The sequence below is a fragment of the Qipengyuania zhejiangensis genome (assembly GCF_035607565.1).
Classification (GTDB): domain Bacteria; phylum Pseudomonadota; class Alphaproteobacteria; order Sphingomonadales; family Sphingomonadaceae; genus Qipengyuania; species Qipengyuania zhejiangensis.
The window spans coordinates 171,757-192,616 of sequence record NZ_JAYKGO010000002.1 but is presented as its reverse complement, the minus strand read 5'-3'; the positions used below and the strand labels follow the sequence as shown (position 1 = coordinate 192,616).

General features: G+C 62.5%; 17 protein-coding genes. 11 read left to right on the top strand and 6 right to left on the bottom strand.

From position 1 onward, the window contains the following. The 7 genes from VR863_RS06925 (at position 1) to VR863_RS06895 (ending at position 8,127) form a co-directional block, all read left to right on the top strand. Entirely contained in the window at positions 1-825 is an 825-nt protein-coding gene (locus VR863_RS06925) for a sulfotransferase family protein (protein ID WP_324827738.1), read from the top strand. Further along, positions 826-2,088 (top strand): O-antigen ligase family protein, encoded by a 1,263-nt coding sequence (locus tag VR863_RS06920; RefSeq protein ID WP_324827737.1) that lies wholly within the window; start codon positions 826-828, stop codon positions 2,086-2,088. A 112-nt stretch (positions 2,089-2,200) separates the two neighbouring features. Next, positions 2,201-2,767, top strand: coding sequence for a polysaccharide biosynthesis/export family protein (locus VR863_RS06915; protein WP_324827736.1), 567 nt, complete (start codon positions 2,201-2,203; stop codon positions 2,765-2,767). Positions 2,768-2,779: 12 nt separating this feature from the next. Next, positions 2,780-4,030, top strand: a complete 1,251-nt coding sequence (locus tag VR863_RS06910; protein WP_324827735.1) for an outer membrane beta-barrel protein — start codon at positions 2,780-2,782, stop codon at positions 4,028-4,030. A gap of 5 nt (positions 4,031-4,035) precedes the next feature. Beyond that, positions 4,036-5,352: a pectate lyase family protein gene (locus VR863_RS06905; RefSeq protein ID WP_324827734.1), complete on the top strand. Its 1,317-nt coding sequence runs from the start codon at positions 4,036-4,038 to the stop codon at positions 5,350-5,352. Between the two features lie 37 nt (positions 5,353-5,389). After that, the gene (locus tag VR863_RS06900; protein ID WP_324827733.1) at positions 5,390-6,487 is read left to right on the top strand and encodes an acyltransferase family protein; all 1,098 of its coding nucleotides are present in this window, start codon (positions 5,390-5,392) and stop codon (positions 6,485-6,487) included. Then, a complete protein-coding gene (locus tag VR863_RS06895; RefSeq protein WP_324827732.1) occupies positions 6,484-8,127 on the top strand; it encodes a hypothetical protein in 1,644 nt (547 codons plus the stop codon). Before VR863_RS06900 ends, VR863_RS06895 begins: the two co-directional genes overlap by 4 nt. Before the next feature lie 3 nt (positions 8,128-8,130). On the opposite strand, the gene VR863_RS06890 is transcribed toward VR863_RS06895, so the two are convergent. The 4 genes from VR863_RS06890 to lptB all read right to left on the bottom strand — a co-directional run bounded on the left by VR863_RS06890 (position 8,131) and on the right by lptB (position 11,969). Next, the gene (locus VR863_RS06890) at positions 8,131-9,102 is read right to left on the bottom strand and encodes an NAD-dependent epimerase/dehydratase family protein (RefSeq protein ID WP_324827731.1); all 972 of its coding nucleotides are present in this window, start codon (positions 9,100-9,102) and stop codon (positions 8,131-8,133) included. A gap of 2 nt (positions 9,103-9,104) precedes the next feature. Next, the gene (locus VR863_RS06885) at positions 9,105-9,476 is read right to left on the bottom strand and encodes an SMR family transporter (protein WP_324827730.1); all 372 of its coding nucleotides are present in this window, start codon (positions 9,474-9,476) and stop codon (positions 9,105-9,107) included. Continuing rightward, a complete protein-coding gene (locus VR863_RS06880; RefSeq protein ID WP_324827729.1) occupies positions 9,476-10,957 on the bottom strand; it encodes a UbiA family prenyltransferase in 1,482 nt (493 codons plus the stop codon). The genes VR863_RS06885 and VR863_RS06880 overlap by 1 nt, the downstream gene beginning before the upstream one ends. A 226-nt stretch (positions 10,958-11,183) precedes the next feature. After that, positions 11,184-11,969: an LPS export ABC transporter ATP-binding protein gene (gene lptB, locus VR863_RS06875; protein WP_324827728.1), complete on the bottom strand. Its 786-nt coding sequence runs from the start codon at positions 11,967-11,969 to the stop codon at positions 11,184-11,186. A 280-nt stretch (positions 11,970-12,249) separates the two neighbouring features. On the opposite strand from lptB, the gene VR863_RS06870 reads away from it, so the two are divergent. From VR863_RS06870 to VR863_RS06855, 4 genes are all read left to right on the top strand, one after another. After that, positions 12,250-13,305 (top strand): sodium:calcium antiporter, encoded by a 1,056-nt coding sequence (locus tag VR863_RS06870; protein ID WP_324827727.1) that lies wholly within the window; start codon positions 12,250-12,252, stop codon positions 13,303-13,305. Positions 13,306-13,385: 80 nt separating this feature from the next. Continuing rightward, entirely contained in the window at positions 13,386-14,114 is a 729-nt protein-coding gene (locus VR863_RS06865; RefSeq protein ID WP_324827726.1) for an ABC transporter ATP-binding protein, read from the top strand. Beyond that, positions 14,111-16,474 carry an ABC transporter permease gene (locus VR863_RS06860; RefSeq protein WP_324827725.1) on the top strand — a complete coding sequence of 788 codons (2,364 nt, stop codon included), beginning with the start codon at positions 14,111-14,113 and terminating at the stop codon, positions 16,472-16,474. The genes VR863_RS06865 and VR863_RS06860 overlap by 4 nt, the downstream gene beginning before the upstream one ends. After that, the gene (locus VR863_RS06855; RefSeq protein ID WP_324827724.1) at positions 16,474-17,637 is read left to right on the top strand and encodes an efflux RND transporter periplasmic adaptor subunit; all 1,164 of its coding nucleotides are present in this window, start codon (positions 16,474-16,476) and stop codon (positions 17,635-17,637) included. The genes VR863_RS06860 and VR863_RS06855 overlap by 1 nt, the downstream gene beginning before the upstream one ends. Positions 17,638-17,644: 7 nt before the next feature. Here the strand turns inward: VR863_RS06855 and VR863_RS06850 are convergent, their stop codons facing one another. Together VR863_RS06850 and VR863_RS06845 are read right to left on the bottom strand one after the other, a co-directional pair. Beyond that, on the bottom strand, positions 17,645-20,260 hold the full coding sequence (locus VR863_RS06850) for a cation-translocating P-type ATPase (protein WP_324827723.1): 2,616 nt from the start codon (positions 20,258-20,260) through the stop codon (positions 17,645-17,647). A 6-nt stretch (positions 20,261-20,266) separates the two neighbouring features. Then, on the bottom strand, positions 20,267-20,839 hold the full coding sequence (locus tag VR863_RS06845; protein WP_324827722.1) for an NAD(P)H-dependent oxidoreductase: 573 nt from the start codon (positions 20,837-20,839) through the stop codon (positions 20,267-20,269). Positions 20,840-20,860: the final 21 nt, after the last annotated feature.

The following is a 20,860-nucleotide window of genomic DNA, read 5'->3' as shown; positions in this document are numbered from 1 at the left end:
GTGACAAAGGGACTACCCGAATTCGTCGTTGTCGGCGCTGCCAAGGCTGCCACCACCTGGATTGCGAACCAGCTTCGCAGCCGGGACGACGTGTTCATTCCCGGACCGGAACCCCATTATTTCAGCAGCGAATTCGACCGCGGCGAGGAGTGGTATCGTTCATGGTTCGTCGATGCCCGCCCCGATCAGACGATCTCCGAAAAATCGGCCGATTACCTGGCGCATGAACAGGCTCCCGAACGCATGGCGCGATTGCTGCCCGATGCGCGAATAGTGATCCAGCTGCGCAATCCGGTGGACAGGGCCTATTCCGATTATTGCATGTATTTCCGGCGCGGCACGGTGGATGGTGACATTGCGCGCTTTCTCGGCAGCCCGGACCATGCCTTTCCCCGATTTCTGGTCGATGGCCTTTATCACCGGCACATCCAGCGTTTCCTCGACTGGTTTCCCGAAGACCGCATCAAGATCATCTTTTACGACGACATTCGATCAAGGCCGCTGGAGGTCGTGCGCGAAGTGACGCAATTCCTGCACCTGCCGGATCAGGGCGATCGGCTGGCATTGGCGGAACGGGCCAATGTGAAGGATGCGCCGATGTTGCCGCTTCCGGTGCGCAAGGCGTTCGCGCCGGTGAAGGCTCTCGTCAAACCGCTTCGCTCGAAGCCGTGGTTCACCGCGCTGCACAGGCGCCTCGCGCGCGAGGTCGAATACCCGGAACTCGGCGGCGATCTGCGCGCATCGATGCGCGATTTCTACGCCGCCGACGTCGAAAATCTGGGCGCCTTGCTGGACCGCGATCTGACCCACTGGCTGGCGAAGTAAATGAACACCGGGTTCGACACACCCCTCAGCGGATTATCGCCCGCCGGTTCCGCATCGCTGGCGCATCAGGTGATGGACCGCATCGCCTATCGCGCAATCATTCTGGGCCTTGCGCTTCTGCCGTTCATGATGTGGCGGTTCCACCCGGACATCCAGTTCACGCTGGGGGACGGGTGTTTCGCGGTCGGGCTGGTGTTCGCGCTGATGTCGGGCAGGCTGAACCTCAATCCGTTTGCAGGGCTGACCGCATGGTGGATCCTGGCCTTTTGCCTGATGCTGCTGGCGCTGGGGGTCAGCAGCCTGGTTAACGGCGATCCGTTGCGGTTCGCGGTGGTCGGTTCGCAATATCTCTTTGCCTATCTGGTCCTGCCCTATTTCATTTTCGGTCGGTCGCGCGCGGAACTGTGGCGGTTCATCACGATTTCGGTCGGTATCGTCGTGCTGGCCGAACTGTTCAGCATCGTCATGTACTACCTTTATGGCGACGTTCCCTTCGGTCTCGCCTGGATCAACCACAATTTCGTCACCGGCGCCCAACGTCTCGGCTCGTTCTTCGGCAGCGCCAACCGCAATGCGGCGGTGATATCCCTCGCGCTTCCGTTCGTCCTTTTCTTCATCCGCACCGGGTACTGGCCCTTGTGGATCGGATTGATCGGGGCGGCCATTCTGGGCCTCGCCCTGATCCTGACGGCATCGGTCACCGGTCTGATCAGCAGTTCGGTCGCGTTGCTGGTCTTCGTTGTCGCGGCCTATGGCTGGCGCGCCTGGAAGCCGATGGCCGCTGGCGCAGCGCTCTTGCTGGTGGCGTTCGCTGCCGGCTTCACGCTGCCGCAGAGCTTCGAGGAACGCGTCCTTGGCGCGGTGGAATCCGGCGATATTTCCTCCGCCGGGACCTACAGCGGCCGGATGGATCTTATCGAGGAGGCGTTGGAGATTTCGGACGACACCAACATCCTGGGGCTGGGCGCCGACCAGTTCCGTGCGGTCAGCGACGGCGAGGCGCCGGTCCATAACGCCTTCCTGCTAATCTGGACCGAAGGCGGGCTGTTTGCCTTGCTCGGATGGTGTTTCGCGTTGGGCCTGTTCGCGTTCGTGGCCGTAAAGGCTTTCGCGGCCGATCGGACGGCTGGTGCGCTGGCGCTGTCGATCGGCTTCGTTTTCGTGATCGTGGCCAGCGCCTCGACCCACATGTACGCCCGACTGTGGGTTGTGCCGCTGCTGTTTGCCATGCGGATCGGTATTCTTGCGCTGGTGAGGCGTTAGCGTTTTCGGATTGGACCACCTCCACTGGGCCATCGACCTATCCCGATGGGGCAATTGCGGGGAGCGGATCGGGCCGCTACGTCTGGAAGGCTGAACAGGGAGGGTTAAGCCCATGAACTTTCGCATGATTGGAGCCGCGTTGCTGCTTGTGGTGGCGTCCGCCTGCTCGAACCCGACTGCCCGGCTTGAACCCCTGCCGCAGGTCGCGATGGATGCCGCCGGTTACGAACTGGGTGCCGGCGACAAGATCCGGATCGTGGTGGGTGGTTTCGATGCCTTGAGCAACGATTACAACGTGAGCGATGTCGGTACGGTGTCGCTGCCGATGCTGGGATCGATCGCTGCCGATGGCAAGACGACGTCGCAGCTCGAAACGCACATCGCCGGCCTGCTCGAAAGCAGGGAGATCGCCGTCAGCCCGGTGGTGAGCGTGCAGATAGAAGCCTATCGCCCGTTCTACATTCTGGGCGAAGTGAAGGTCCCCGGGGCGTATCCTTACGTGCCGGGTATGACAGTCCTGACCGCGATCTCGATTGCAGGTGGCCACACCTTCCGGGCCGATACGAAGACCTATGGCATCAATCGCACCATCAGGGGCCAGCAGACCAAGGGCAGGGGCGATGCCGACACCCAGGTCATGCCGGGCGACACGGTCATCGTAAACGAAACCTGGTTCTAAGGAATTCCGGACTTGTCTGAATGTACCAAAAGTCCGCAATGGAAGGGTGTGCTGCAAAGCGTGGCGGTCGCCACGGCGGCGCTGTCGCTTTGCGCACCCGCAGCGGCTCAAAACCAGGATCCGTCGCCGGTCAAACTTCCCCGTCCCGGATATGAGTACGAAGGAATTTCGGTCGGGAGCGGATTGCTCCTCGCCGAATTCGATGCACGGGCCGACTATGTCGACAATCTGTTCCTGACATCGCAGGACACCGCGGAAGACCTGCGTGCTATCATCCGTGCCAGCGTCGCCTACTCGCAACAGATCGGCACCGGGTCGATCGTGGCGGAAGGGCACGGGTCGCTGATCCGTCACAAGGAAAATCCCCGCGAAAATTCCAATACGTACGGGACTTCATTGGCACTGGGCCTCACCCCATCGAAAGAACAGAATTTCGATGCGAAGGTGGCTTACGACCGGAACATCGAAGGGCGGGCCGACCCCGAAACCAACGCCGGCCCGACCGATCGACCGCGCAAGATCGACGTTTTCCTGGCCGAAGGTTCGTATCGCGATGCAAGCGGACAGATCCGGTGGGGCCTCAATGTGGGGACGGAAAAGTTCGACCTGTTGAGCCCTGACGATGCCGACCGCGACCAGCAGGCGTATCGTGCCGCGGTCAACATGGGTTATCGCATCGCGGCATCGACCGATATCTTTGTCGAAGGGTTCGCCAACAGGCGGGATTTCCGCCTCGCCACCGACCAGGCCGGGATCGACCGCGATCAGAACACCTTCGGGGCCGTGGTGGGCGTGCGGCGCGAATTGGGGGACCGCATTCAGGGGTTCTTTGGTGTCGGCGTGTTTCGTACCGACCCTGACGATCCGTCCATCGAACCTTACACCGGCCTGCGCCTCACCGGGAAAGTCGCGTGGAAACCCCGCCAGCGCACGGCCGTCACCTTCACCCTGGAGCGCGGCGATGTGGCCACCGTCCGTTCCGGCGCCACGACGCGTATCGATACGATCGCGCGTGTCGTTGTGAACCAGGAAATCCGCCACAATCTTCTGGGCAATCTTTCGATGTCCTATGTTGAACGGGCGTATCGCGGGGAATCGCGCGGAACACTGCGGAACGCCGGTTTTGGCGGCGGGCTCGAATATCTGGTCAACCGCCGGACCTCGCTCTACACCGAGGCTGGCTATGTAGAACGAAATGCCCTGGCCGAGATCGACAAGTACAACAATTTCGTCGTGACGCTCGGCATACGCCAGAAGCTCTGATCGCCATGATGCGGCTTTTCGCCCTGGTTCTGGCACTTGCTACTGCCGCAACCGGCTGTCGATCCCAGGCGGAAGGGCGCGCCGCCTTCATCGGTGCCGAAGGATACGGGCGGGACGCACGCGGCGGATTGGGCGGCCAGATCGTCAAGGTGACAACGCTGGACGACAGCGGACCGGGTTCGTTGCGCGAATGCATCGAACTCGATGGGCCGCGGGTTTGCGTATTCGAGGTGGCCGGTGTGATCCGGTTCACGTCCAAGCGCCCGGCCATCCGCAATGGCTTCATCACCATCGCAGGCGAAACGGCGCCGGGGGACGGGATCACCTTGTCCCACGCGGGCGGCGATACGGGGTTCACGCCGCTCGCCATCGCCGACACGCACGATGTGATCGTGCGTCACCTGCGGATGCGAATGGACCGCGCAGGCACGGATCGCGGCGCCAACGACGCCATCACCATCGCCAACAGCCGGGACGTGATCATCGACCATGTCAGCACGTCATGGGCGCTCGACGAGAATATCGGCGCATGGGGGGACAACGACCGTCTGACGATCTCGCGGTCGATTCTTGCAGAAGGGATTCCCCGGCACGACAAATGCGCTTTGCTGGCAAGTGATCCGAAGGGCCCGCAAAACATCAGTTTCCTTGGCAATCTTTGTGCCCACAACGGGGATCGCAATCCCGACGTCAACGTGCCGCCCGCCTCCTGCGTCGATGTCGTCAACAACGTGTTCTACAACGCCCAATCCCAGTTCACCGAAGTTTGGGAAAGCTACGGCGGATCGCCGGTCAACATTGTCGGCAATTCCTATATTGCCGGTCCGGACACCAATCGCGGAAGGGCTGCCGCGATCGACCGTTCGATCAGGGGTTCGAAAGGTCCGGCGCGAATATACCAGGCGGACAACCGCAACATCGGTATTCCGATGCTGACCGGTTCGGTCGGAAATGCGCTGGCAAGCGATCCGGTCTGCCCGCTCAGGATCGAGGCGGTCGATGCCGAAGCGGCCTATGAGGCCGTGCTGGAAGAAGCCGGGGCATTCCCGCGCGACGCGGTTGACCGCCGGATCGTGGGCGAAGTGCGGAGCGGTGGGGGCGGGATACGCCAGTCTGCCGGCACGATGCCCGAACTTGATCCCGGCCAACCCTATATCGACAGTGACGGTGACGGGATGGCGGACAGTTGGGAACGCGCGCATGGCGCAAAGGTCGGTTTGCACGATCCGTGGGACGGGATCGACGATGCGGGATGGACCAATTTCGACCGCTTCCTCGATTTCGCGCACACGCAAAAACTGACCGGCGTGAGCATCCTGTGATGCGGGCCGGGAATGCACAGCAGAAGCGGGCAGGGACATGACCGAGGCTGTTGCCCACGAGCCCGCGCGCGCCAGCTACGTGCCCAGGAACCGCGAGTTCAACGCCGCCACCCACGGGCTGCGCGGGATCGCCTCGCTGATGGTGTTCTTCGCCCATCTTTTGGGCGGCACGGCCGAGCATATCTATGCCCAGAATGCGTTCTACGTCGAACTTGTGCGCGGACCGTGGAATGTCGGCGTGTGGGGGGTGGAGCTGTTCTTCACGATCAGCGGCTTTGTCATCCTGCCAAGTATCCAGCGGTATTCGCTAAAGGATTTCGCCGAGCGTCGCTTCCTGCGGCTTTACCCGCTCTTCTTCGTGCTCAGCGTGCTGTATGTGCTGCTGAATGCGCTGACCAACGCCTATCCCGGATCGAACAACGTTCTGACGGTGGTGTCGGGGTTCCTCTTCACCAACCTGCTGACCGGAACCGAACAGCTGACGCCAAACGCCTGGAGCCTGACTTACGAGGTCATGTTCTATGCCCTGGCGGCGCTGGGGTTCCATTTCCTCATCCGCAAGCGGTCCTGGGTGTTCGGCACAATCATCCTTGTCCTCGCGGCGCTGTTCATCATCCGATATCCGGTGGCCCTGTTCTTCGTGGGCGGGATGGCAATCCGGCTGGCGCACGATCTTGACTGGCGGCCGACCGTGCGGAGCATCCGCGCCTGCGAGATCATCCTGCTGGCGATCTGGATATACCTGGCAGCCAATTATCGCAGTTCCTTCGATCGGGAATTCATCGATTCGCCTTACGCGTGGGCGTTGCTCTTCAGCACGGTCCTGTATTTCTATTTCGCGATCCAGCCCGAAAGCCTGAGCACCGCGATTTCCAGGAGCCGGGCGGTCGCATATCTGGGGACGGTCAGCTATTCGCTGTATCTGATCCATCCCTACACCTACTTCGCGGTTCGCGGCCTTTTCGTGCGGTACGACTTGTTTACCGACAATTGGGCGCTTTCGATGGGCCTGTTCTTCCTCGTAACCACGCCGATCACCTTCGCGCTGACCCACGCTGCCCACAAGCTTTTCGAGATTGCGCCCTACCAATGGTATTTCAAGGAACGCATCTACCGCGGGGCGAAGAAGCCTTGAACATGTCGGAATCCAGCTTCCGCCCGGTTTCCGAGGGGGTTTGGGACAAGGCGTTCGACAAGGCGCGGATCTATCTGGAAACCTATCGCACTCCGCTTGCGATCGCTGCAGTTGCCGTCGTGTGTGCGGCGCTGTTCTCCCGGATCATGGCGTACCCACTGCGGCATGATGAACACTTCTACCTGGCGGCCGCCTTTTACGCGGATCGCGCGGACCTTTACCGCGAAATCAACTACACCCACCTGCCCAATTTCCCGCTGATGATGCGCGCGGTTCTCGACCTGTTCGGAACGGAGAGGGTCCTGCTGACGGGGCGTTTGGTGGTGGTGCTGTTCTGGGGGGTAAGCCTCTACGCGCTTTACGCCATTGCACGGTTCATGGGCGGTTCGCGCGCCTTTGGGCTGATGCTGGCTGTCCTGCTCGCGCTCAATCCGCTGCTGCTCGGTCCGGCAGGGATGATCGTGACCAACAATTTCGCGCCTGTCCCCTTCGCCTTGCTTGGCCTGCTGTTCCTGTTGAAAGGGGCGTCCGAAGTCCCTGGAAAGGCGATGCAGTGTTTCCTTGCGGGCGTGTTCTTTTCCGTCGCGATCGGAATGAAGGCGAACTACGCGCTGCTGATCCCTGCGGTGGGTCTGTGCGCGCTGTTGGCTCCGCGCCAACTGCCGCTGGCCCAGCGTTTCGTGCGCGTCACCTTGCCGCTTGCCGTGGGCGCGTTGCTGGCCGGTATTCCCACGCTGTTCTACCTGATCCGCGAACCGCAGAGCTTCCTTGCGCATGTCGTGCGCTTTCACGGGGATGCGCACGTGGCTTTCTGGACCGCGCAATCGGAACTGGAAGGGCCGGTTGCCCTTGGGCTGAGGGGCAAGATGATCCTCGCGCAGGGCGCCTGGCTCGCGGGTGGAACCTTGCTGATCTTCCTGCTCGTCGCCTATCTTGCGATAGTGCGCCTTCGCAGGGGCGGTGACGCGGCAGAGCCGGGGCAACCGGCACCCCTGTGGCCGATCGTGCTGACATCCGGCCTGGTCGGCCTTGCGCTTGCAATCTCTTTTGTTCCGACACCCGGTTTCCCGCAGTATTACGCCCCGCCGATAGCCTTCGCGCTGGTCCTGTGCGCGGTGCTCTACGGACCGTTAGGCTCGGGTGCGAAGGCGGCGGCGCAACCGGTGCTGGCGGCTGTAATGATCTTGAGCGCAATTGCCGCCGCCCCGATGCTTTTGCCGGACCTTCGAACGATTGCCCGGCCGTCCGCATGGACGGGGAACAGTGTCCACCGCGCCGCCGCGGGGATTGCGGCGCGTATCGGCCCGGACAGGATGGATGGCCCGGTCCTGACGCTGGCACCGATCCACGCGATAGAGGCAGGGCTGTCCCCTTACGACGGCCTCCTGATCGGCCCATTCATCTATCGCGGTGTCGAATATGTGAACGAAACCGACCGGCAATACTTTTCGGCTGTCCAGACACCCAGCGGCCTGACCGGCCTGCTGGAAGCAGCGCCCCCTTCCGCCGTCCTTGTCGGGACCGAGGAATATCTCGACGTGCCGCTGGAAGAGTGGGCGAAGGCGAACGGCTTTACCGCGTATCCGGTCGATCTGGGCGACAAGCGCAAGGGCGCCGGAACGGTGTACGTTTCGCCCTAAGGTCTACCCGTGCACGTCGCAGTATCGGCGATAGGCAGCCAGCATCATTTCGGCATCGCTGCGTGACGGGTCCCAGCCAAGGACATCACGGGTTTGCGACACGTCGAGAACGTATTGCTGATCCGCAATTTCGAACTGTTCGGGCACCAGCGGGCTGAGATCGAAGCGATCGAGAACCCGCAGGACCGGTTTGATGATCCCGCTCGGAATCGGAACTGTCCTTGAGCGTGATCCCACGGTGCGGATCAAATTGTCGATCAGGGGGCGGCTGCTTTCGCTCTCTGTCGATCCAAGGTTGAACACCCCTTCAGCCGCCGGGTTCTCTATTCCCTTCACGATCGCCGAAGCGCAATCGAAGACCGAGACCATCTGGTACACGTTCTCGCCCGAACCGATGATCGGCACCGGCAGACCTTTGCGGATTGCCTTGAATAGTTTTGCCATCAGGCCGAACCGGCCGGGCCCCACGATAAGGCGGGGGCGATACACGATCGAGCGGAACGGGCGCGTTTCGGAGAGGATCATGTCCTCCGCCGCCACCTTGGATGCGCCGTAAGGACCGAACGGGTTGCGCGGATGGCCGGTATCGACAGGCGAACGTTGCGGCGTGCCGTAAACCATGTCGGTGCTGACGAAGGAAAAGGACTGCGCCTGGTTGCGCTGCGCCATGTCGAGCGCGTTGCGCGTGCCTTCGACGTTGCCTTCCTGGAAGAAACGCGAGCGAACGGCGCGTTTCACCTGTCCGCTGTATTGCCGCCCGGCCAGGTGGGCCACGTTCGCGCCGGGTGTGAACTCGATCTGCAAAGTCGCATCGCGGTCCGTCAGGTCGACGATGTGTTCGCCGGCCAGATCGGCGGCCCTGCGCGAGGAAACAAGGTCGATATTGCAGACGTCGTAGCCCGCATCGAGGAGCAGGTCGATCAGTGCGGACCCCAGGAATCCGCTTCCGCCAGTTACAACAACAGTGTCGGTCAAACCTAACTCCGTGCGAGCAAAACTATCCCGATTGCAACGAGGGAAATTCCAAGGAATTTCTGGACACCCAAGGGTTCGCCAAGGAAAAAATACGAGAAAAACGCGACGAAAACAAAACCAAGTCCCAGGAAGGGATAGGCCAGCGAAACGTCGGTCTTGCTGAGGACATACATCCACAGAACGACGCTCAACCCATAGACCGCAAGCGCGACCAGGACGCCCAGATTGGTGGCTATCGCGTAGAGCGATTGCACCGGATCGCCCGGGATGACGAGCGATTTACCCTTGAGGGAAATGCTCAGAAAGATTTGGGCGAGGGCGTTCATCAGGATGCTCAGGATGATTATCCCGAGGGTGTGGGGTGAAACTGCCATCAGATATGCGAACTCGCTACGGACGCCGCGAAACCGGCCAGGAGTGCTGCACCAAGCCCGATACTGACCGGGTCCTTGACCGCAAAGATCACGGGATCGTCGTTCAATTCACCGCGATGGGCGAGGAGCCAGATGCGCATGAACCAGAAAAGCAGGACAATCGGCGTGATGTAAAGCATTTCCGGGCGGGCATATACGCCGCGCGCCGCGGCCTCGAGCGTGATGAACAGCAGCATCACGACACACGACGCCATGGCGGCCGAAAGTCCGAATGCCAGCGTCAACGGCCAGTCGCTCACGCGATAACCGCGGCCCGCGATGGTCTTCTCGTCATCGGCAACATCGGTGGTGACCAGTTCGACATGCCTTTTCGCCAGCGCGAGGGAGAAGAACACGAACACCGAAAACGAAGTCAGCCAGGGTGAATGCGGCAGGGCGAGAAGCAGCGAACCGGCGACAATGCGGCTGGTGAACAACAGGGCGATTATCCCCACATCGAGCAGCGGCACCGCCTTCAATCCGAAGGAATAGGCCAGCGTGGTGACAAGATACCAGGACAGGGCGATGCCAAAGGCTGTCGACAGCCAAAATCCCCCGACCAGCCCGATCGCGATCAGACCTATCGCCACGACGGAAGCTGGGGCCACACCGATCCTGCCGCTGGCAAGCGGACGATTGCATTTTGTTCGATGGCTTCGATCGGCCTCGATATCGAAGATGTCGTTGACGATATAGGTGCCCGATCCGGCGATGCTCCAGAACAGCATACCGAGCGCGGTCGCGATGACCGCTTCGGGCACCATGAACAGCTGCCCCAGCAGCAGCGGAACGAAGATCAGGGTGTTCTTGATCCACTGGTGCAGGCGAAACATCTTGAACCAGTCGCGCAGCCTGCCGCCATCGTCATCGAAGGTTTCCACGATCGGGACGCCCTTGCTTTCCAGCTTGGCACCCTGCCGTTTGCCCCGGCCGACAAGGATCGCGCCGCTCGATGCCAGCCATACGGGAATATCGGCCGTGCTGTCCCCGGCATAGATGAAGCCTTCGGGAAACTGCTCGGTCAGGTAGCTGGCCTTTTCCGGCCCCTTGAGATTTCGCTGGCCGTCGCTGCCGGTCACCGTGTCGAACAGTCCGGTGGCTTCACCAATCGCATCGGCGTGATACTGGTCCGATGCGGTCACGAGGTGGAGCGAACACCCGCTTACGCGCAAGCGATCGAGGTGGCCGACCAGTTCGGGGCGCAGCGGCGAAAGACCGGAATTGCGGCCCGCCAGCCTGGCGAGCGACCGTTTCATCGCCGCCTTGCCGCCCGAACCGAATATGGCACGGACAAGCTTGCTGGGTGAAGAGTTCTTCAGCCCGGCGAAAAAGTCTTCGTGCAGAGCATCCACGCGCGACAACGTGCCATCGAGATCGACGACGATATCGCGTGCACCGGCATTGCTGCCGGTATGTCCGCCCTTCGTTGTCGCAATGTCCACGCAATACCCCAATCATCGGTGTGTATGGGGCGAATTATCATCATGGGATCGGCTATAGCCAGCGCACATAAGGGTAAGCGGGGTGTACCATTAGGCTAGGCCCGGCATTACCGGATGGTGGAATCTCCAATCAAATCGTGACGATGCGCGCCATCCTTCACGATTCTCGTCCGGCAGGGTCCGCCCGCGCGGTACCAAAGTGTGTGGGCCGTCGGTCCGCACCGCATCACCCCTTTTCGAACTGCGACACCCTGCCTTGTCCGAGGTAGAAATCGATCACGTGCTGATCGTGCAGCATGTCCGCAGGGCTGCCGCTGAAGACGGTTGCGCCTTCTTCGATCACGCAAGCGCGATCGATCACCGCCATCATTTCGCGGACGTTCTGGTCGGTCAGCAGCACTCCTATGCCGCGCCGTTTGAAATCCTGGATGATCCGCTTGATGCTGCCGATCGTCATGGGGTCGATGCCGGCAAACGGTTCGTCCAGCAGGATGAACGCCGGTTCGAGAGCGAGCGCACGCGCCACTTCGCAGCGCCGCCTTTCCCCGCCCGAAAGCGATGTGGCCTGCGCATCGCGCAGCGCATCGATCCCCAGGTCTCGCAGCAGGGTTTCGAGACGTTCCTGGCGCCGGGAACGGTCGGGTTCCACGATTTCGAGCATGGCCATGATGTTCTGGCTGACCGTTAGGCCGCGAAAGATGGACGGCTGTTGCGGCAGGTATCCCAGGCCCAGCATGGCCCGGCGATAATAGGGCATCCGCGATACATCCTGCCCATCCAGCACAACGCGCCCTGAATCGGGCTTGAGCAGCCCGAGGATGCAATACATCGTCACGGTCTTGCCCGCTCCGTCACGCCCGAACAGGCCGACCACCTCGCCCCGCGAAACCTGAAGGGAAATGCCGTTCAGTACCTGGCGCGAGCCGAAAGCCTTGCGGATATCGACGACCTCGAGCCCCCTGCCGGTCTGCTGGATTTCCTGGCGCCGATCGGCGTGGGGGGGTGGTTCCATGGGCTGACGCATACTGGGAATTCAGTCGGTTAAGACCCTCGGATATCTACCAATGGCGGCTCGATGTCACGTAACGCAGTCATCATTGCGTGACCGACCGGTTCGGGCCGATCCATGCTGGCATGGCCGATGGTCCATGATCGGGATGGCGGCATGCAAGGATTCGACTTCATATTACCCGACACTGTGGCTGGCGTCATGACACCGCAATTGTGCGGGTTGGAAATGTCAGAGGCTTTGCCTTTCGCATGACCTGCCCAGCCTGTTCATCCTGGTGTCCATGACCGAATTCATCACCACTTTGACAGCTGCGGCAACGCTCGAGAGTGCGGTTGCCGCGTTCATCGCCGCGGCCTTGCTGGTCTGGTGGGCCGGATCGAACCTGCCCCGCTATGTCCTCGCGCTGTGCGACCGGACAGGGCTGGGCAAGGGTGTTGCCGGAATGCTCGTTCTTGGCGGCATCACCTCGCTGCCGGAACTGGCCACGGCCACCAGCGCCGCCGCCATGGGCGCACCGCTCCTCTCGCTGAACAACATCCTTGGCAGCGCCAGTTTCAATATCCTCCTCCTCGCGCTTGCCGACATGGTTTTGGGCGCTCGTCCGCTAACGTCGGTCGTCGCGCGGCCGGTCACGTTGATCCAGGGCGTCCTGGGCGTCCTTCTGCTCGGCGCAGTGGGGGCTGCGATCGTTGCTGGCGGCGGCGAAAGGATTGGCCCCGTCGGTGCGTTTTCGACCGGCATTGTCGCCCTTTGCGTCATGGCAATCGCCATAGCGAACCGTTCCGAGCGCCGACCCATGTGGCAGGTCGTCAATCCCCCGGACCACGCCCGAACGGGTGCCGATCGGGAAACGCAGCAGGGATTAAAGCCTGTTGTGCCGGCATTGCTGTTTCTCGCCGCCCTGATCCTGGCCGGCGGGTTCGTCCTTGCTGCCAGCGCAGAGGTCATCGCGCGCAAGACCGGATTGGGCGACGGCGTGGTCGGCTTCCTGTTTGCGGCGGCCGCGACTTCCCTGCCCGAACTCAGCGCGATTGTCGGATCGATGCGGTGCCAGCGATACGAGCTTGCCGTGGGCGAAGTCTTCGGATCGAACCTGTTCAATCTGGCGATCATCTTCGTGGTGGATCTTGCTGCGCCGGGCCCACCGGTTCTGCGGCTTGCGGGCAATTTCGAAGCGCTGGCGGCGCTGCTGGCTCTTGGCATGACGGGGATATTCGTCCTTGGCCTGATCGAGCGGCGCAATCGAACCTTTATCGGGATGGGCGAGGATTCGCTGGTCGCCATGTGTCTGTACGCGGCGGGGACCGTCTATCTTTTCGGGATGCCGGCGCCTTGATTCCGGCTTGGCCCTAGTCGGCCGATGCCTCCGTTGTTTTGCGTAGGCACGGGGGCATTCCACTCTTCTAGGATAGCGGTATGGTGGACGGGCAAACACTTGAGCGGGAAACGGTTTTTACCGGGCGGGACCTGCGCAAGATCTACATCACAGGGGAGACCGAGGTTCATGCCCTGCGCGGCGTGGACCTCGACATTTGCGAGGGCGAAGTTCTTGTCCTGCTGGGGCCATCGGGCAGCGGCAAATCGACCCTTTTGAACATCATCGGCGGCCTCGACCGGGCAACGTCCGGAAAACTCTGGTACCGGTCGACCGATCTTACCGCGCTTGCCGATGCCGAACTGACCCGGTTTCGCCGGGCGAATGTCGGGTTCATCTTCCAGTTCTACAATCTGATCCCCAGCCTCACGGCGCGGGAAAACGTCGAGCTGGTCACGCAAATCGCACGCTCACCGATGCCGGCCGAAGACGCGCTCGATCTGGTCGGCTTGCGCGATCGGATGGATCATTTTCCGGCGCAGCTTTCGGGCGGAGAGCAGCAACGTGTCGCTGTCGCGCGGGCCATCGCCAAGCGCCCGGGTGTCCTGCTGTGCGACGAACCGACAGGGGCCCTCGACAGCGCGACCGGTGTGCGGGTTCTCGATGCGCTCGCCCGGGCAAACACCGAACTGGGCACCACGCTGATCGTCATTACCCACAACGCCGGAATCGCGGCCATGGCGGACCGGGTGTTCCATTTCCTCGACGGGCAAATCGCGCGCGTCGTGGTGAACGACACACGGGTTTCGGCTGAGGAGATCAGCTGGTGACGGCGCTCAACCTGAAACTGGCGCGTGATCTGTGGCGTATGCGCGGGCAGGCCTTCGCGATCGCGCTGGTGATCGCGGCTGCAATGTCCACTTTCGTTCTATCGACGGGGGTTCACCGCTCGCTCGTCGAAACGCGCGATGCCTATTACCAGCGTTACCATTTTGCCGATGTGTTCGGGTCGATGACCCGCGCGCCGCGCAGCATCGTGGAGCGTGCAGGGGATCTGCCGGGGGTAGCCTTCGCCGAAGGGCGGATCGAACAATATGCACGGCTGGATTTGCCGGGGCGTACGGATTCGATCCGCGCGGTGATCAATTCGGTGGAGGATGGGGGCACGTCGCGGCTCAATCAGGTGGTGATCCTGCGCGGCCGCGGTCCGGGTATCGACCGACCGGGCGAAGTGATCGTGGATCGTTCCTTTGCCGATGCCAACCACATCGGATTGGGGGACGAAATCGACGCCATAATCTACGGCAACCTCGACCGGTTGAAGGTCGTGGGGATCGGACTTGCGCCCGATTACATCTGGGCCATTGCACCGGGTGAACTGGTCCCCGATGAACGCCGCTTCGGAATATTCTGGATGGGCCGCAAGGCGCTGGAGGCGGCAACCAACCGCACCGAGGCCGTCACGTCGATAGCCGTCGCGTTGGAACATGGAGCGGTGGAATCGGAATTGGTCCGCCAGCTCGACGTGCTTCTCGAACCGTATGGCGGGACAGGGGCTTATGGACGCGCGGACCACCCGTCGGACGAGTTTCTGACCAACGAACTCATGCAACTCGACGCGATGACCAGGGTGATCCCGCCGATCTTCCTGCTTGTCTCGACTTTCCTCGTTTACATCGTTCTGGGTCGCCTGATCCGCACCGAACGGCAGGAAATCGGGCTGCTCAAGGCGTTCGGCTATTCGAACTGGTCGGTCGGATGGCATTATCTCAAGTTCGCGCTCGCCATCGCGCTGATCGGTATCGCCCTTGGTGCAGGGCTGGGCTGGTGGATGGGGCGCGAAATGACCCAACTTTACGGCGATTATTACCGCTTCCCGTTTCTCTATTATCAAGTGTCCAGCCAGGTGTTTCTCACCGGTGCGCTGCTTTCGGCAGCATCGGCTGTGCTCGGCGCGCTCGGCGGCGTTCGGTCGGCCGTGAAGCTGGCCCCGGCCGTCGCCATGTCGGCGCCCCCGCCGCCAATCTATCGGGTGGGCCGGGTGGAACGGTTCGGGCGGCGGGCCGGATTCACCTCGGTCGGCCACATGATCGTACGCCACATTGCGCGGTGGCCGGGACGTTCGGCGGTCACCGTGTTCGGCGTTGCCCTTTCGCTAGGCCTGCTGTTTTCCACCCTTCAGTTCATCGATGCATCCCGGACCATGCTGGACGATTTCTTTTTCCGCGCCCAGCGGCAAGACCTCGCCGTATCGTTCATCGAGGCGCGCAACGAGGACGTCGTCTTCGAACTCGCCTCGCTTCCCGGGGTCATCGCGGTCGAACCGTCGAGGGCCTTGCCAGTGCGCCTTGTTCACGGTGCACGTTCGGAAAGGGCGGCCATCGAAGGCACGGGGCAAGACGCCATGCTGAGCGCGCGGATCGACCGGTATGGCCGAGAGGTCGCGGTGCCCGCGTCGGGCCTGATGCTGAGCAGCGCCCTAGCCGCGCATCTCGACCTTTCCGCCGGTGACGAAGTCGAAGTGGAACTGCTCGGTGGTCGCCGCACGCGCAGCGTGCTGCCCGTTACCGCCACGATCGACGAGCTTGTCGGCACGCGTGCCTATGCCGAAAGCGCGGTCATCGACCGGATCGCGCGTGACGCCTCTCCGGTGAGTTCGGCACTGTTGAAGATCGACTCGACCTATCGTGACGAAATCATCGAACATCTGGGCGAAATGCCGGTTGTCCTCGGCGTCACCGAAAGGGCGGCGGCCATGCGCCTGTTCGAAGAGGTCATCGACCGCAATATCGTGACTATGGTGGGGTTCTATGTCGCGTTCGCCAGCGCGATCGCAGTCGGCGTCGTCTACAACAGCGCGCGGCTGCTGTTCTCCGAACGGGCGCATGAACTCGCGACAATGCGGGTTCTGGGCTATCACAAGGCCGAGGTCGCGACGGTGTTGCTGGGAGAACTCGCCTTGCTGATTCTTGCGGCCATCCCGCTCGGTGCGTTCATCGGTTACTGGATGGGCCAGTTGATGGCTGCCATGTTCAGTTCCGACCTGTTCCGTCTGCCTTTCGCGCCTGCGCGCGCAACCTACGGGTTTTCGGCGGTGGTGGTGATGCTTGCCGCCTTGCTGACGGCCTTGCTGGTCGCACGGCGGGTCACGCAGCTGGATATGGTTCGTGTCCTGAAGGCGCATGAATGATGATGGAGCGTATCAAACGCTGGCGCTGGGCGCTGATCCTGGGCGGTCTGCTGGTCGCAGGGCTGGCGTTTGCGTTCTGGCCGCAGGCGACGCCAGTCGACGAGGCGGAGGTGACGCGCGGCGCAATGCGTGTCGGCATTACCGATGATGGGGTGACCCGGGTGCTCGACCTTTATACCGTTTCGGCTCCCGTCACCGGATACGTCACCAGGATCGAACTCGATCCGGGCGACGAGGTGGTAGCCAACCAGACAGTGATCGCGCGGATGGCGGGCGTTCCATCGACGCCGCTTGATGTCCGGTCGCGCACCGATGTCCGCGATGCGCTAGTGGCCGCGCGTTCTGCGGAGCGGGGCATTGCCGCATCGCTCGATCTTGCGCGGAGCGATCTGGAACGCGCAAGAAAGCTGGCCGAGCGCGGCTTTTTCCCCAAGGCGCAACTGGAAGCGGCCGGGACATTGGTCCTCACACGGGAAGCCGATCTGCGGCGCGCCCAGGCCGAAATCCGCCGTCTGGCAGGGTATCTCGACGAGCCGGCAGCATCGGGTTTGCCCGATGCGGGGCCGGTGACGGTCCGCTCGCCGGAGAGCGGGGTGGTGCTGCGGCGCCTGGCCGAAAGCGAAGGTGTCATCGCGATGGGATCGCCGCTGGTCGAAATCGGCGATCCCCGCCGGATCGAGGTGGTGATCGACCTGCTGTCGCGTGAAGCGGCGCGGGTTCGGCCCGGCGCACCGGTGGAGATTACCCGTTGGGGCGGCAGCGATCCGCTGCGCGGAAAGGTCCGGCGGGTCGAACCCTTCGGCCGCCTGAAGGTTTCGGCCCTCGGGATCGAGGAGCAACGCGTCAACGTGATCGTGGATTTCGCCCCGGAAGCCGCCGCAGCGATTTCAGCGCTCGGGCACGGCTATCAGGTCGATGGGACGATCATCCTCTGGTCTGAACCCGATGTCCTGCGCGTTCCGGTAGGCGCGCTGTTTCGCGGCAAGAATGGCGGGTGGCGGGTCTTTGTGGATGAAGGGGGCCGTGCGCGCGAACGCGAAGTGAAGGTCGGCCATCTCAACGAACGGCACGGCGAAGTTCTTGGCGGTCTTGCAGAAGGCGACGCCGTGGTCCTCAATCCCGGCAACATGGTCGAGGACGGAATTCGCCTGCGTCGGCGGTAATGCCGCGTTACCAGTCGAGTTTGCGCACCAGGATCTTCGCCCCTTCGGTGGTGGCCAGGACCAGTGCCGCTGCCGATGCACACAGAACAAGCAGATCCGCAACCGGCGGCGCGAGGCCCAGCAACCGCTGCGTGAAGGGCAGGTGCATCGCAGCCAGGTGGAGGGCCAGCGCGCTCGTCATGCCGACGAACAGCCAATGATTTTCCTTGCTGTGCCAATGCCAGAACGGGTGCCGCAGATGGCGGATGGCAAGGAGGAACGCGTTCTGAAATAGCACGACCATCAGCAGAACCGCGTTGCGCGCGTCCGCCAGCGATGCCCCGGCGGCAAGTTCCCGGTCGAGCAGGAGGACGGCCAGAACCGTCATCACGATGGCGCCGGGGGCCATCAACAGCAATGCCGCACGATCGATCAGCGGGGCCAGGCGGCGGCGCGCGGGGCGTTGCAGCTCATCCCCTTCGCCGCGCCCGAAGCCCAGCGTTACGTCCTGAATGCCGTTGGTAACGAGATTGAGCCAGAGCAGCTGGACCGGTGTCAGGGGCATGGGCAGGCCCGCCATGAGCGCACCGATGAACATCGCGATTTCGGCCACGCCGGTCGCCACCATGAACAGCACGATCTTGCGGATATTGGCAAAGGTTACGCGGCCTTCTTCGATCCCGGACACGATGGTGGCGAAATTGTCGTCGGCAAGGATGAGGTCGGATGCGCCGCGGGCAACGTCCGTTCCCCTGATACCCATCGCCACCCCGATATCGGCCGCCTTTAGCGCCGGCCCGTCGTTCACGCCGTCTCCCGTTACCGCCACGATATGATCCTGCGCGGACAGCGATTTGACGATTGCCAGCTTCTGGGATGGTTCGATGCGCGCAAAGACAGCCGCGTTTTCCACCTTGCGTTCAAAGGCGTTGCGGCTGGTTTCAAGCGCCGCGAGCTCGGCCCCCGTCGCGACACTGTCCGTGCCGACAGGCATCCCGATCTTGCGCGCGATCGCGATGGCGGTGGCAGGATGGTCCCCGGTGATCATGCGCACGTCGATGCCGGCCTTGCGGCATCGCTCGACAGCTTCGACAACGCCGGTGCGCAAGGGATCGATCAAGCCCAGAAACGCGAGCGGAGACAGTCCTTCGAGCTGTTCCGCTTCGACCGGCGCGTGTCCGGCGCGTTCACCTTGGGCAAGCAGGAGCACGCGAAACCCCCCGGCGGCAAGCGCGTCGGACAGCGCCGAGAGGTTATCGGCGTTCCCTCGGCACATCGGTATGACGGTTTCCGGCGCACCCTTGACGATGATCGCTGTTCTCCCCCCGAACGGCGCTTCGACCGCGGCGAACCGCAGTTCGGGTTCGTACGGGATGAGCGGATGACGGCCGGCTGCGTCCATTCGCGAAAAATCGGCTCCGCTTTCATCCGCAAACTTGAGCAAGGCAACGTCGACCGCATCCCCCACCGGGCTGCCAACATCCACGAGGTGCGCTTCGTTGCACAGGGCGGCAGCGCGCCCGATTTCTGCAATGCAGCCGGACTTGTCGGCGCCGCGCCAGTCCTTGCGATCGATTGCCGATCCGTCGGGCAGGACGATCCGTTCCACCGCCAACCGGTTGGCGGTCAAGGTGCCCGTCTTGTCGCTTGCGATCAGCGTGCAGGCCCCCAGGCCTTCCACGGCGGGAAGTTCGCGCACGATGACATTGCGCCGCGCCATTCGCCGCGATGAAGCCGACAGTGCCACGGTCACGGCGACTGGCAAGCCTTCGGGCACGGCCGCAACCGCGAGCGCGATTGCCAGCAGCACGATGTCCTTGGCCCCGTTTCCTTGCAGCAGCAGCACGGCCGAAAGCACGGCGATGAGTGCGCCGGAACCCAGCGCAATCTGCTGCGAGAGATGGCCAAGCCGCCGGACCATCGGGGTGTCGATGCCCAGCCGGGTCGCTTCTTCCAGCGTGCGACCAATTTGCCCCAGATTGGTGTGCGTTCCGGTTTCGACCGCAACGCCAAGACCGCGTCCCGCCGCAACTGTCGTGCCGGCAAAGGCCATGTTGGTCCGGTCGCCGACCGGCGTTTGCTCTGACAGTGTGGCTTGCGGGTCCTTCGTCACGGGAAGGGATTCGCCTGTCAAAGGGGCTTCGTCTATTTGCAGTCCCTGCGCCTCCAACAACCGCAGATCGGCGGTTATCCGCATGCCGCTCTCCAGCTCGACGATGTCGCCGGGCACGATCTGGTCCGAAGGCACGATCCGCCCTTCGCCATCGCGGCGCAGGCGGGCTGTCTGCGGGATCAGCGATCGCAAGGCCTGGGCGCTGGCATCGGCCTTGGCTTCCTGGAATGTGGAAATAGTCGCGTTGGTGAGCAGCACGCCGAAAATGAACACGGCATCCCATCGGTCCCCGATCAGCAGCGAAAGCACGCCCGCAAACAGCAGCAGGTATATGAGTGGACTGGCGAACTGCCGGATAAACACCCTGGCAACGTTGCTTCCGCGCGCCTGCGGCAGGGCATTGGGTCCCCATTGTGCGAGCCGGCGCCAGGCTTCCTGATTGTCGAGGCCTTGTGTCGTGCTGTCGAGGAGCGACAACGCTTCTTGTCCGGTGACCGGATGCCATGCGCGGCCTGCCGGAGCTGGTTTCATCGCGATTTATCGGGCTTGCAGGCCAAGCTTTTCGACCTTTCGAATTCCCTTTTCACGATACCGCTCGTTCTCGACATCGCCGATGAGCGTGATTTTTACCGGCGATATGCCCACGAAATGGAGCACGTTGCGCTTCAGGCTTTTGACGCTGTGTTCCTGAAAGTAGAGCCGGTATCCGGCAGCGGGCATCCCCATGGTGACGATGAGGCGCGCCGATTTCCCCAGCAACAGCTTGCGAAAGAACCCGTCGCCCAGCGGATCGATGGCAAATCCGGGCCGGGCAACCTGTTCGAGAAATGCCTTGAGCAGCGCGGGGACATCGCCAAGCCACAGCGGGTAGAGGATCACCAGGTGTTCGGCCCAGTCGATATCGTTCTGCGCCTTTCGAAGCCCTGGTGGCGGGTCGCCCGATTTCCAGTCGTCCGGATCTCGCAGGATCGGAAAATCCAGCGATGCGACCTCGATCGAGCGCACTTCATGCTTCTTGCGCGCCGCATCGGCATAGGTGCGCGCCAGCGCGTGCACATAATGGTCCGGATCGCCGTGTGGATGGCCGTTGATGATGGTGATCCTGGACATGGAATTACCAAGCGCCGGTCT

Coding starts and splice junctions, on each gene's coding strand:
- lptB (WP_324827728.1), bottom strand. CDS start 11,969: ATGGAACCACCCCCCCACGCCGATCGGCGCCAGGAAATCCAGCAGACC.
- VR863_RS06905 (WP_324827734.1), top strand. CDS start 4,036: ATGATGCGGCTTTTCGCCCTGGTTCTGGCACTTGCTACTGCCGCAACC.
- VR863_RS06870 (WP_324827727.1), top strand. CDS start 12,250: ATGACCGAATTCATCACCACTTTGACAGCTGCGGCAACGCTCGAGAGT.
- VR863_RS06855 (WP_324827724.1), top strand. CDS start 16,474: ATGATGGAGCGTATCAAACGCTGGCGCTGGGCGCTGATCCTGGGCGGT.
- VR863_RS06900 (WP_324827733.1), top strand. CDS start 5,390: ATGACCGAGGCTGTTGCCCACGAGCCCGCGCGCGCCAGCTACGTGCCC.
- VR863_RS06885 (WP_324827730.1), bottom strand. CDS start 9,476: ATGGCAGTTTCACCCCACACCCTCGGGATAATCATCCTGAGCATCCTG.
- VR863_RS06920 (WP_324827737.1), top strand. CDS start 826: ATGAACACCGGGTTCGACACACCCCTCAGCGGATTATCGCCCGCCGGT.
- VR863_RS06915 (WP_324827736.1), top strand. CDS start 2,201: ATGAACTTTCGCATGATTGGAGCCGCGTTGCTGCTTGTGGTGGCGTCC.
- VR863_RS06845 (WP_324827722.1), bottom strand. CDS start 20,839: ATGTCCAGGATCACCATCATCAACGGCCATCCACACGGCGATCCGGAC.
- VR863_RS06865 (WP_324827726.1), top strand. CDS start 13,386: ATGGTGGACGGGCAAACACTTGAGCGGGAAACGGTTTTTACCGGGCGG.
- VR863_RS06850 (WP_324827723.1), bottom strand. CDS start 20,260: ATGAAACCAGCTCCGGCAGGCCGCGCATGGCATCCGGTCACCGGACAA.